Source organism: Falsigemmobacter intermedius (assembly GCF_004054105.1).
Taxonomy (GTDB): domain Bacteria; phylum Pseudomonadota; class Alphaproteobacteria; order Rhodobacterales; family Rhodobacteraceae; genus Wagnerdoeblera; species Wagnerdoeblera intermedia.
In genome coordinates this window covers 32,915-45,696 of record NZ_SBLC01000020.1, presented here as the reverse complement: position 1 = coordinate 45,696, position 12,782 = coordinate 32,915, and the positions used below count along the sequence as shown (strand labels likewise).

Here is a 12,782-nt window from a genome sequence, read left to right as displayed (position 1 = left end):
TTGCCACCCATTGCCAAGGCGGCAAAGCGGCGCGTGCCGGGGCGCGCCGCAAAGACGGGTCCGTTCGGGGGTTAAGCGGCGGCTGAGGCGTCCAGCCGTGCGAGGGCCGCATCGTAATCCGCCAGCCCCGCCTCCCGGCGGCCACCGGCTTCAGAGAGAAGCCGCCGCCAGGCGCGCGCGCCGGGCTGGCCCGTGAACAGCCCCAGCATATGGCGGGTGATGTGGTGCAGACGCCCGCCCGCCTCGAGATGCTTTGCGATGTAAGGACGCATGGCCACTGCGGCCTCATAAGCGGTCTTGACCGGGTCCTCATCGCCCCAAAGACGGCTGTCCGCACCGAGCAGAACATTCGCCGGATCGTGATAGGCCGCACGTCCGATCATCACCCCGTCCATCCCCGCCTCAAGATGCGCGGGCACCGCATCAAGCGAGGCAACGCCGCCGTTGAGGCAAAGCTCAAGCTGCGGAAAAGCACGCTTCATCGCATAGGCCAGCTCATAGTTCAGCGGCGGAATTTCGCGGTTTTCCTTGGGGCTTAACCCCTGCAGCCAGGCCTTGCGGGCGTGGATCACAAAGTGGCTGACCCCGGCAGAGGAGACCGTCTCAAGAAAGGCCGGAAGCACCTCCTCTGCCACCTGATCATCAACGCCGATGCGGCATTTGACTGTCACCGGACGCGGCTGGGCCGCGCGCATCGCCGCGACACATTCTGCTACGAGATCGGCCTTTTCCATCAGAACCGCGCCAAAGCAGCCGGATTGGACGCGATCGGAGGGGCAGCCACAGTTGAGGTTGATCGCATCATAGCCATAATCCGCGCCGATCGCCGAGGCCTGGGCAAGCAGCGCCGGATCCGAGCCGCCAAGCTGCAGAACCACCGGATGCTCCTCAGCCTCATAGCCGAGGAGCCGGTCGCGGTCCCCATGAATGACCGCCTGCGCTGTAACCATTTCGGTGTAAAGCTCAGCCCGCCGTGACAGGGTACGATGAAACACCCGACAATGGCGGTCGGTCCAGTCCATCATGGGTGCAATGCTTAAGCGGAAGGCATTATTCGTATTTTTTTCCAACGGTCTAACCCAACGCCCGCTCAACGGGTCCTGTAGCAGTTTTCGTCAAATATCGCTCTGTCTCAGAGGTATTTGCCGAGGTTTCCGGATGTGATTGCGCGACCTCTAGCAGATTCCTGATCGGTGTGCGACCAGCTTGCGCCAGACCCGGCCTGGCCCGGTCAGCCTGATCAGATGCCTGAAGCTGATGTCCGCGCCACACCTGGGTCAGAGGGGTGAATCGCCATACACCCTGTAAGGAATGCCTTCGCCAGCGTCACACCACCTCCCGCAAGCCAGGGGGGATGCGCGACAGAGAAAGAAGAAGGCGCTAAGGGTTTCCTCTCAGCAGCGTAAAAATTGTTATCCTGCATCCGCGAAGATGCGCCTGAAAAGGTTATGGGTGCCTAAGGACCAACTGAAGAAGTGTCATTGTTGTTGCGAGCGGGTTTTATCCAAGCCCGGCGGCAGCCGTTTTTATTGGGTCCGATCCACAATCCTGGGAGCACCGCAAGGCAGAGAGTCCACCCTGGATCAGGATGTCAGGCTCGTGCCCCCCAATTCCTTCACCCTGGAACCTGAAGTCTATGAAAATGCCTCTTTGAAGAGTGGATTGCTCCTGCCGTGGTTCTCTTTAGAGCGATCGCGCGGGATGCCGGGCGATCTCGGCGGTGGTCGAAGAGCGCCGTATCCGATAAGCTCGTCGTGCAGCAGATGCTGAAGGGTCACCAGATCCTCAGATGCAGTGCACCTTGAAAGGGCCTGGAGAAATTTTTTCAGCGATACACTGTCTGGTAAAGCTTCGGGGCTGTTCAGGATGCGCGGATGCCGCGTTGGTGTGGCTTCCCCGGACGTGAGAAGTTCTTCATGCAGTTTCTCACCGGGCGTGAGGCCGGTAAAGCGTATCGCAAGGCTCCCCATCGGGAGACCAGCCTCCGGGACGGTTTCACACAGGATCGGCCGCAGGCCGGCTATGCGGATCATCCGCTGCGCAAGATCAACGATCTTCACCGGCTCCCCCATATCGAGAAGGAAGAGCCCCCCCCCCCCCCCCCGCGCCATCGCACCGGCCTGAATGACAAGCTGCGCCGCCTCGGGAATGGTCATGAAATAGCGCGTCACCTCCGGATGCGTCACCGTGACCGGACCGCCCGCCGCAATCTGGCGCCGAAACAGCGGCACCACTGAGCCGGAGGAGGCCAGCACATTGCCAAACCGCACGATCGCAATGCGCATCGCGCCGGGAGTGGCAGCCTCAGCTAGGCAGATCAGTTCTGCCACGCGTTTCGTGGCCCCCATGATGCTGGCTGGCCTGACCGCCTTATCCGTTGAGATAAGGACGAATTTCTTCACCTGGGCGGCAGCGGCGGCCTGCACGCAGGCCAGTGTCCCAAAGACGTTGTTCTTAACCGCCGGGAATGGATTCGTTTCGATCAGCGAGACATGCTTATAGGCAGCGGCATGATAGACCGTCTCGACACCCCGCAGGCGCATCTGCTTTTCAAGCCCCTCACGATCACAGACGGACATGAGGCATTGGGTGATGCGCAGGCCAGCGCCTTCATGAAGCGCAAGGCGGCGCAACTCCTGACCGGCGGCGTAGAGAGCATATTCCGACTGATCCACGAGGATCAGCTCAAGGGGCTGCTGGCGCAGGATCTGGCGGCAAAGCTCTGATCCGATGGAGCCCCCGCCCCCCGTCACCATCACGACGCGGCCTCTGATATCAATATCCATCAGATCGGGGTCCGGCGGCACCACGTCCCGCCCGAGAAGATCTTCCACCGGAACATCCGTCACATCGCCCAGACGATGGCGGCCACGCAGGATCTGATCCATATCGGGAAGTGTCTGAATATGGATCGGTATGTGATCGAGCCTGCGCAAAATCTGCGCGCGCGCGCCTGCTGAGGCAGAAGGAATCGCCAGGAGCAGGCGCCCGACCTGATAATCGCGGATGAGTTTCGGCAGGTCTTCGCTTCGAAAGACCCGCAGGCCATTCAGCGTGGCGCCCCATAACTCGGGATTGTCATCGACAAAAGCCACAGGATTGAAATCCGCCCCGTCGCGCAGAGACTGTGCGGTCTGGCGCCCGGACTGTCCGGCCCCGTAAATGATTACCCGAATGCGCGACCGGCTGTTGCCGCGCAGATAGAGCGCACGAAAGGCGAAGCGCACGCCCCCGACCGTCATGAAGGCGCATAGAGCATAGATGACAGGCACGGTAAGCGGCACCTGAACCTGAAAAGCGACGAGAGCCGCGCCCATGGCAAGGCTGCTCAGAACCACTCCGGTTGTGATGGTGATCACAGCCCGCGTTCCCACGTAGCGGATTACCGCACGGTAAAATCCCAGACGCACGAAGACGAAGAGGGAGACCGGAAGCGCGACGGAGAAGGCGAGCCAGTTTTTTTGAACGGCCAGTGCCGCCGGATCACCGATCCGCAACAGCAGAGCAGTTCCATAGCTGACGGTCATAAGGAGGGCATCCGCAAGCACCTGCAGCGCCCGTTTCCGCCCCCGTGAAAGTGACAGCAGACTGTTCAGCATGCTGTGCATCACCGCCTGCACTGTCCCTGATACCCCAAATCAACCACCCTCAGAAGGCTCATCTCTGACACCGTCTCAGAATAGGCGCTGAGACTTAATGAAGGGTTAAGGTGGTGTTAGGGCAGAGGTATCCCGTTGGGGTTGTAGCGGCGCGCCAGGCACTCTCCGGTGCCCGGAAATCTGAGATCTGTGCTGTTCGTCAGCCTGACAGTTGATGGCAGGGTTTTCTGCCTTCTGAGAAGTGTGGAAAAGTCACGGGCTGCATCGCGGCACCCGGGAAAGGCAGGCGGGTCGCCCCGCGCATGACGCCATGACGCTGTCGCAACAGGTCAGCGTTGAGCCATGCAGGCTCAACGCGTCAGTGGGGGATTGCCGGTTCTTTGCGCGAGAGCGGACGGCTTCAGGCTTCGCCCTTAAGGGACGCTTTACCGGTCACCTCCCATGCGTGAGACCTTGCCGGGGCGGGTTGCACAACAAGGTCATGGCCCCGCCCCTGGCCCAAAAGTCAGGTCACGACATCGGCTGCAGGGCGGCCGGTCAGGCTGGTGATCTTAGCCAGCTGATCGGCGGCGGCGATGACGGCCGAAAGCGCCTCCTGCGGATCGCGGGCAAAATCAGCGGGGGAGTCGCTGTGCTGCTCGAGATAAAGCCGCAGCGTTGCGCCTTCGGTCCCGGTGCCCGAGAGGCGCAGCACAAAGCGGGCCCCATTGGCAAAAACCACCCGCAGCCCCTGGGAGCGGCTTTCCGAGCCGTCGACCGGATCGTGATAGGCGAAGTCATCGGCCAAGGTCACCGAGGTGTCACCGACGACCGTTCCGGGCAGGCCGGAGAGGCTTTGGCGCAGACCGGCCATCACCGCCTCAGCGGGGGCGACGGGAAGGGCTTCATAGTCATGGCGTGAGTAGAAGGTGCGGCCGAAGCGCTGCCAGTGATCCTCCATCAGCTCCCGCACGCTGCGCCCGGTCACGGCCAGGATATTGAGCCACAAAAGCACCGCCCAGAGGCCGTCTTTCTCGCGCACATGGTCTGAGCCGGTGCCGAAGCTTTCCTCGCCGCAGAGGGTGATACGGCCCGCATCGAGCAGATTTCCGAAGAATTTCCAGCCCGTCGGCGTCTCATGCGCCTCAATGCCAAGGGCTTTTGCCACGCGGTCCGCTGCCGTGGAGGTGGGCATCGAACGCGCGATGCCTTTCAGCCCGCCCGCATAGCCTGGTGCCAGATGGGCATTGGCTGCCAGAACGGCCAGAGAATCTGAAGGGTTCACATAGATGCCGCGCCCGACCACCATATTGCGGTCACCATCGCCGTCAGAGGCTGCGCCGAAATCGGGGGCATCCGGGCCCATCAGCAGGCCGTAGAGATCCGCAGCCCAGGTCGGGTTCGGATCGGGGTGCATCCCGCCGAAATCGGGCAGGGGCGTTGCATTCATCACCGTGCCGGGGGCCGCGCCCAGACGCCGCTCAAGGATCTCGACCGCATAGGGGCCGGTCACAGCGCACATGGCGTCAAATTTCATCGTGAAACCGGCGGCGAACATCGCGCGGATCGCTTTGAAATCGAACAGGCTTTCCATCAGTGCGGCGTAATCTGCCACCGGGTTCACCACCTCAACGAGCATATCATCCAGGCGGTGGCTGCCCTCCTGCGTCAGATCCGGCGCGGCGGTGGCACTGATCCGATAGCCGCTCAGGCGCAGGGTTTCGGCGTGGATCTCGGCTGTGACGCTTTCGGGGGCAGGGCCGCCGTTGGCGATGTTGTATTTGACGCCGAAGTCGCCATCCATGCCGCCCGGGTTATGGCTGGCGGAGAGGATGATCCCGCCATCTGCACCGTGGAGCCGGATGAGATGCGAGGCCGCCGGGGTCGACAAAAGCGCGTCGCGCCCGACGATGACCTTTGCCACACCATTGGCTGCGGCCATGCGCAGAATGATCGCCGCCGCCTCGCGGCCGAAGGCCCGGCCGTCACCGCCCAGCACCAGGGTCTTTCCCTTTGCGCCGACGGCCGTCAGTGTGGCCTGGATGAAGCACTCCAGATAATGCGGCGCGCTGAACTGCGCGGTCTTTTTGCGCAGGCCCGAGGTGCCGGGTTTCTGCCCCTCAAAGGGGCCTGCGGTGATGAAAGTGCCGGTCATGGGATATCCGTTGCTGACAGCAGTGCGAAAGAAGTGTGGCGGGCTTGAGAGCCAATGTCACGGCTCATCGGGGAGAGCCGTCTCTCTTGCGTGGAAATCCGCAAGCTCGCGTCCGGGCTCGCGGGGGAAGGTCTCATCGGTGCCTGTCAGTGCGACGATGCGGTCGATACGCAGCGAGCGAAAACCCGCACGATGCTCGCACCAGGCGGTCAGGGTCCAGACCCGGCCGGTGAGATCCATCTCCAGCGGGCGGATGTCCTGGTGGCTCTCAGAGCCATCGGCCTCGATATAGGTGATGGTGACGCGCTCGCGGTTGCGGATCGCCTCGCGCAGAAGGGGAAGATGCACCGGGGCGCGCTCTGAGGCGCGGGCCGAGACGCCGAAAAGTTCGTCGTCTTCGGGGTTGCCGGGGGCGGGGGTGACGGAGGCGAATTTGCCCGCGAGCGAGCGGGCCGCCCGGGCCAGCGCCGGGTCGTCGCCCTGGGCCACCAGACGCACGCCCAGGCGCAGGGCTTCGATCTCATCGCCCGAAAGGATCATCGGGGGCAGGGTGATCGGCGCGCGCAGCACATAGCCGATGCCGCGCTCGCCCTCGACCGGCAGGCCCGAGGCCATAAGGGTCGCCATGTCACGCCAGATGGTCCGGGTTGAGACCTGAAGCCGATCGGCCATTTCTGAGGCACGGTGGAGCCGCCCGTCGCGCAGGATCTGGATCAGATCATAAAGGCGATCCGTCCTGCGGACGGGTTTTTCCGCACTCATGGCGGCGGCTCCGGATCAGGGGGTCAGAACCAGGTGCCCACGCGGCGCGCGCCGCCCGAGATGTCATGGCCCACGCCTTCAATGGTATTGCAGCCTGCAAGGGTCAGGGCGGCGAGAGTGGCGAGAATAAGTAATTTCATCTGCTTTGCCTGCGGTTGTCCCCGGCCTTCATGCCGGTGTTATCAGAGGGTTTTATAGCATGCCCCGGTGGCAGAGGTCCAATCCCCTGAGGGGAAAGATCAGCGGTTGCGCCACCAGAGATCGGGAAGAAAGCCCGCAGCATCGCCATAGACCGGCAGGCGGTCTGCGGGATAGCCAAGCCCGCTGTCATGCGCCAGGCGGGAGCGGTCGGCGAACCACAGCGGAATGACATAGCGCCCGGCCATCAGCACGCGGTCCAGCGCGCGGACCGTCTCGCGGAAATCATCCGGGGTGGTTGCGGTCAGCATCTGCGTGATCAGCGCGTCCACCGCAGGGCTTTTCACGCCTGCGACATTGCGGCTGCCCGGCGCATCGGCATTGGCCGACCCCCAGTAAAGCACCTGCTCATTGCCCGGACTGAGGGAATTTGCCCGCAGAAGTGTCGTCATATCAAAGTCAAAATCCCGCAGCCTGGCGGTCATCTGCGCATCATCAACGGCCTGGATCTGCGCGGTGATGCCAAGGCGGCTCAGGCTGCGCGCCCAGATGGTGGCGGCGGCGCGGATCTCGGCATTGCCCATGGGCAGAAGGATCTCAAAGCGGAACGGGATGCCATCGGCATTGCGCAGCTCTCCGTCCTGCACCTGCCATCCGGCATCTTCGAGAAGCGCCATGGCCCGGCGAAGCCCGGCCCGGTTCGCCTCGCTGCCGTCTGAGGCGGGCAGGCGCAGATCCCCCAGCACATCTGCGGGCAGATCCTTTGCGAAGGGCGCAAGCAGGTTTTCCGTCTGAGGTGAGGCCGGGCCGGGGGGCATCGCCAGATCAGAATTGTAAAACCACGAGCCTGCCCGCGGCTCAGTGCCGCCGTTGAGCGTCTGATTGATGAACTCAAAGCCGAAGCTCTCGATCAGCGCCTGGCGCAGACGGACGTCAGCGAAGAGGGGGCGGCGGGTGTTGAAAACGAGCCCCGTCATCATGGCGGGCCGCTGGTGGGGGATCTCGGATTTCACCACCTGGCCGGAAGTGACGCGGGTAAAATCATAGCCCGAGCGCCACCGCGCGGCCTGATGCTCGCGGTAGACATCGAGGGCACCAGCCTTGAAGGCCTCAAACATCACGGAGCTGTCGGTAAAATATTCGACGCGGATTTCGTCAAGGTTATGCATCCCGCGCATGACGGGCAGGTCTTTCGCCCACCAGTCCGCGCGTTTGCGGAAGGTGATCGAACGGCCGGGGTCCACGCTGTCCACGCGGTAGGGGCCGGAGCCGAGCGGGGCGGTCATTCCCGAGGCGGTCAGATCGCGTCCCTGCCAGTCGGCCTGGCTCAGGATCGGGCGCAGGCCAAGGATCAGCGGCAGTTCGCGGTCGGGGGCGGTGAAGTCAAAGCGCAGGCTGCGCGGCCCGGTGATGCGCACGCCGGCCACCTTTTTGTGGGCGGTGAGATAGCGCGGATGCGCCTCTGCCAGGGCGTGGAACGACCAGATCACATCCTCGGGGGTGACGGGCGATCCGTTCGCGAATCGCGCATTCTCACGCAGAGTAAATTCTGCGTATGTCCGCTCCGCATCCGTCCGGACTGATTCGGCCAATAAACCATAGACCGAAAAGGGCTCATCCCAGGCCCGCGCCATCAGGGTTTCAACCGTCAGCGGCGTAATCCAGGCCGAGGCTCGCCCCCTCGTTGAAAACGGATTAAGGGAATCGAAGCCGCCCCCTTCGCCCATGACCAGAGTGCCGCCCTTCGGGGCCTCAGGGTTGACCTGGGGGAGCGCCTTAAAATTAAGGGGAAGCGCGGGTTCGCCGTGCATTGCAAGGCCGTGACGCCAGCCGTCAGAGCCACTTTCCTCTGCGAACAAAGGCTGGTAAGCCGCCGTGAACAGAGAGAAAAACGCGGCAATCGCAAGTCGCTTCCGGATTTTGCCCGCCATAGTCACCCCTTTTCACCCGAGCCGCTGAGGCTCCTGCGCCCCTGATACCGACCCAAACGCGGCTTCGCAAACTTTTGGGTTGGAATCCGTGCGTTTGGAGCGTATATGTTAAGCACTGCTCGATAGGTTTCTTGCCTGTATGAAACCTGCCTCAAGACTTGCGCCCGCCTCGTGCGGGCGTTTTTTTATTTCCCGCTGGCGGTGCTGCCCGGTCACGGTATTCTCCCTGCCGTGAGCTTGAGGAGGCATCTATGGGACTGCAGGGAAAAACGGCGCTGGTGACGGGATCCACCTCGGGGATCGGGCTTGGCATCGCCCGCGAGCTGGCGCGCGCCGGGGCCGATCTGGTGCTGAACTCTTTTACCGACAGCGCGGAAGATCATGCCCTGGCTGATCAGCTGGCTGCGGAGTTTGGCATCCGCACGCGCTATATCCGCGCGGATATGTCAAAGGCGGAGGAGGCCCGTGCGCTCGTCGGGCTGGCGGGGGGCTGCGACATTCTGGTCAATAATGCCGGCATCCAATATGTCGCACCGATCGACGAATTTCCGACGGAGCGGTGGGACAGCATCATCGCGATCAATCTGACTTCGGCCTTTCACACCACAGCGGCCGCTTTGCCGGGGATGCGGGCGAAGGGCTGGGGGCGGGTGGTGAATATCTCCTCGGCGCATGGGCTGACGGCCTCGCCGTTTAAATCGGCCTATGTCGCGGCCAAACATGGCATCATCGGTCTGTCGAAAACCACCGCCCTGGAGGTTGCGGGCCAGGGGATCACCTGCAATGCGATCTGCCCGGGCTATGTGCTGACGCCGATTGTGGAAAAGCAGATCCCCGATCAGATGAAAGTGCACGACATGTCACGCGAAGAGGTGATCCGCAAGGTCATGCTGGCGCGCCAGCCCTCGGGGGATTTTGCCACAGTGGAGCAGGTGGGCGGGACGGCAGCCTTTTTGTGCTCGGCCGCGGCGGATCAGATCACGGGGACAGTCATCTCGGTCGACGGTGGCTGGACGGCGCTTTGAGGCGAAGGGAGGGGAGAGGGGGCGCTGCCCCCTCGCGGCGCGGGTGCGCCGCTCACCCCCGGAGTATTTTTTAAAAGCCAAAGTGACGGGCTGCGGCAGGATGTTCGGAGCTTTAGTTCATTATTTGTTCACTTTTCGCGGTTGCGCTGCGCCCATTTGTGCTTATCTCTGAGCGGATCAGGATTCCCGGGGTGTGATGATGGCCGAGCAGAAGTTCATCGAGGTGCGTGGTGCGCGTGAGCATAATCTCAAGGGCATCGATGTTGATATCCCGCGCGACCAGCTGGTGGTGATCACCGGGCTGTCGGGCTCGGGGAAATCCTCGCTGGCCTTTGACACGATCTATGCCGAAGGGCAAAGGCGCTATGTGGAGAGCCTGAGCGCCTATGCACGGCAGTTCCTCGACATGCAGCAAAAGCCGGATGTCGACCGGATTTCGGGCCTGAGCCCGGCGATTTCCATCGAGCAGAAGACCACCTCGAAGAACCCGCGCTCGACCGTGGGGACGGTGACCGAGATCTATGACTATCTGCGTCTGCTGTTCGCGCGGGTGGGGGTGCCTTACAGCCCCGCCACGGGCCTGCCGATTGAGGCCATGCAGGTGCAGGATATGGTCGACCGGGTCATGGCCCTGCCGGAGGGCACGCGGGGCTATCTGCTGGCGCCTTTGGTGCGCGACCGGAAGGGCGAGTTTAAGAAAGAGATCCTTGAGCTGCGCAAGGGGGGCTTTCAGCGGCTGAAGATTGACGGGCAGTTTTATGAGATCGATGAGGTCCCGGAGCTGGATAAGAAGTTCCGGCACAACATTGATGTCGTCGTGGACCGCATTGTCGTGCGCGCGGGGCTTGAGGTGCGGCTGGCGGACTCCATGCGCACGGCGCTGAACCTGGCCGATGGGATTGCCGTTCTGGAGACAGCGCCTTCGGAGGGGGAGGGCGAGCGGCTGGTTTTTTCGGAAAAATTTGCCTGTCCCGTTTCGGGCTTCACCATTCCGGAAATTGAGCCGCGGCTCTTTTCCTTCAACGCGCCGCTGGGGGCCTGTCCGGTTTGCGACGGCCTGGGGATGGAGCTCTTCTTTGATGAGCGGCTGATTGTGCCGGACCAGACCCTGACGCTTCTGAAGGGGGCGATTGCCCCTTGGGCGAAATCAAAGACGCCTTATTTCGTGCAGACCATTGAGGCTTTGTCGAAGCACTACGGCTTTGACATGAAGAAGAAGTGGAAGGATCTGCCGGAAAAGGTGCAGAACCTGTTCCTCTTTGGCTCGCAGGGCGAGGAGATCCCGTTCCGCTATGATGAGGGCGGGCGGATCTATCAGGTGACGCGCAGTTTTGAGGGGGTCATCCCCAATATGGAGCGCCGCTACCGGGAAACCGATTCCGCCTGGTCGCGCGAAGAGATGGAGCGCTATCAGAACAACCGCGCCTGTGGGGCCTGTGGCGGTCATCGTCTGAAGCCCGAGGCTTTGGCGGTGAAGATCGCAGGGCATCACGTGGGCGAGGTGGTGGCGAAGTCGATCCGGGGTGCGCTGGAGTGGATCGAGGGCGTGCCGGAGACGCTTTCGGTGCAAAAGCATGAGATTGCGCGGGCGATTGTAAAAGAAATCCGCGAGCGTCTTGGGTTTCTGGTTAATGTGGGTCTTGATTATCTGACGCTGAGCCGGGCTTCGGGGACGCTGTCCGGGGGCGAAAGTCAGCGGATCCGGCTGGCGAGCCAGATCGGCTCGGGGCTGACGGGGGTGCTTTATGTGCTCGATGAGCCCTCGATCGGGCTGCATCAGCGCGACAATGACCGGCTGCTGGAGACGCTGAAGAACCTGCGCGATGCCGGGAACACCGTTCTGGTGGTGGAGCATGACGAGGATGCGATCCGCGAGGCAGATTACGTCTTTGACATCGGGCCAGGGGCGGGGGTCCATGGCGGATCGGTCGTGGCCCATGGCACGCCTGCTGAGATCATGGCCAATGAGGCCAGCGTGACCGGCGCCTATCTGAAGGGCAGCCGCCGCATTGAGGTGCCAAAAGAGCGCCGCAAGGGGAACGGGAAAAAGGTCACCGTTCATAAGGCTTCGGGGAACAACCTGCGCGATGTGACGGTGGATTTTCCGCTTGGAAAATTCGTTTGTGTGACGGGGGTTTCGGGGGGCGGTAAGTCGACGCTGACGATTGAGACGCTTTATAAAAACGCGGCCGTGAAGCTGAACCGCGCGCGGGAAACCCCGGCGCCCTGTGAAGCGATCACCGGTTTTGAGCATCTCGATAAGGTTATCGATATTGACCAGCGCCCGATCGGGCGGACGCCGCGCTCGAACCCGGCCACCTACACCGGGGCATTTGATCCGATCCGCAACTGGTTTGCCGGTCTGCCGGAGGCTCAGGCGCGGGGCTATAAGCCGGGGCGGTTTTCCTTCAACATCAAAGGCGGGCGCTGTGAGGCCTGTCAGGGCGACGGCGTCATCAAGATTGAGATGCACTTCCTGGCGGATGTTTATGTGACCTGTGAGACCTGCAAGGGGCAGCGCTATAACCGCGAGACCCTGGAGGTGAAGTTCAAGGGCAAGAGCATCGCGGATATTCTTGATATGACCTGCGAGGAGGGGGCTGAGTTCTTCCAGGCGGTGCCGGCGATCCGCGATAAGATGGTGGCGCTGAACCAGGTGGGTCTGGGCTATGCCAAGATCGGCCAGCAGGCGACGACGCTTTCGGGCGGGGAAGCGCAGCGGGTGAAGCTGGCGAAAGAACTCTCGCGGCGCTCGACGGGGCGGACGCTCTATATCCTGGATGAACCGACCACGGGACTGCATTTTGAGGATGTGCGGAAGCTTCTCGATATCCTTCACGCGCTGGTGGATCAGGGCAATACGGTTGTCGTGATTGAGCATAACCTTGATGTGGTGAAGACCGCTGACTGGGTGATCGATATCGGCCCCGAGGGCGGTGCGGGCGGTGGCATTGTCGTGGGCAGTGGCACGCCCGAGGAGATTGCCGCCAATCCCGACAGCCATACAGGGCGCTATCTCGCGCCGCTTCTGGCGCGGTAAGTCTGATTTTCCCTGCCCTGGCGCAGCAATCCTGCGTCAGGGCACATCTTTGGGACATTTTCGCATAGAACTTCCCCGCGCGGGCGGTTACTCCCTCAGCTTTGAGAGGCCAGCCGCCGGGTGCCTTCGGGGTCCGGCTGCCAGAGGAGGGTG

The 12,782-nt window shown here is 62.5% G+C and carries 8 protein-coding genes; 2 read left to right on the top strand and 6 right to left on the bottom strand.

Features of this window, described 5'->3' with window-relative positions; translation table 11 throughout:
• Window positions 1-71 precede the first annotated feature (71 nt).
• From dusA to EP867_RS13500, 6 genes are all read right to left on the bottom strand, one after another.
• Complete coding sequence (dusA, locus tag EP867_RS13525) at window positions 72-1,070, bottom strand: tRNA dihydrouridine(20/20a) synthase DusA (RefSeq protein WP_277749365.1); 999 nt, start codon at window positions 1,068-1,070, stop codon at window positions 72-74.
• A gap of 564 nt (window positions 1,071-1,634) precedes the next feature.
• The gene (locus tag EP867_RS13520) at window positions 1,635-3,527 is read right to left on the bottom strand and encodes a nucleoside-diphosphate sugar epimerase/dehydratase (protein ID WP_164888869.1); all 1,893 of its coding nucleotides are present in this window, start codon (window positions 3,525-3,527) and stop codon (window positions 1,635-1,637) included.
• Between the two features lie 577 nt (window positions 3,528-4,104).
• The gene (locus EP867_RS13515) at window positions 4,105-5,733 is read right to left on the bottom strand and encodes an alpha-D-glucose phosphate-specific phosphoglucomutase (protein ID WP_128490016.1); all 1,629 of its coding nucleotides are present in this window, start codon (window positions 5,731-5,733) and stop codon (window positions 4,105-4,107) included.
• Window positions 5,734-5,790: 57 nt separating this feature from the next.
• Entirely contained in the window at window positions 5,791-6,495 is a 705-nt protein-coding gene (locus tag EP867_RS13510) for a helix-turn-helix transcriptional regulator (RefSeq protein WP_128490015.1), read from the bottom strand.
• 23 nt (window positions 6,496-6,518) lie between these two features.
• Window positions 6,519-6,635, bottom strand: coding sequence for an entericidin EcnA/B family protein (locus EP867_RS13505; RefSeq protein WP_128490014.1), 117 nt, complete (start codon window positions 6,633-6,635; stop codon window positions 6,519-6,521).
• A 99-nt stretch (window positions 6,636-6,734) separates the two neighbouring features.
• The gene (locus tag EP867_RS13500) at window positions 6,735-8,564 is read right to left on the bottom strand and encodes an extracellular solute-binding protein (RefSeq protein ID WP_128490013.1); all 1,830 of its coding nucleotides are present in this window, start codon (window positions 8,562-8,564) and stop codon (window positions 6,735-6,737) included.
• Window positions 8,565-8,815: 251 nt separating this feature from the next.
• On the opposite strand from EP867_RS13500, the gene EP867_RS13495 reads away from it, so the two are divergent.
• Both EP867_RS13495 and uvrA read left to right on the top strand, forming a co-directional pair.
• The gene (locus tag EP867_RS13495; protein ID WP_128490012.1) at window positions 8,816-9,589 is read left to right on the top strand and encodes a 3-hydroxybutyrate dehydrogenase; all 774 of its coding nucleotides are present in this window, start codon (window positions 8,816-8,818) and stop codon (window positions 9,587-9,589) included.
• A 199-nt stretch (window positions 9,590-9,788) separates the two neighbouring features.
• Window positions 9,789-12,629 carry an excinuclease ABC subunit UvrA gene (gene uvrA, locus EP867_RS13490; RefSeq protein ID WP_128490011.1) on the top strand — a complete coding sequence of 947 codons (2,841 nt, stop codon included), beginning with the start codon at window positions 9,789-9,791 and terminating at the stop codon, window positions 12,627-12,629.
• The last annotated feature ends 153 nt before the right edge of the window (window positions 12,630-12,782 follow it).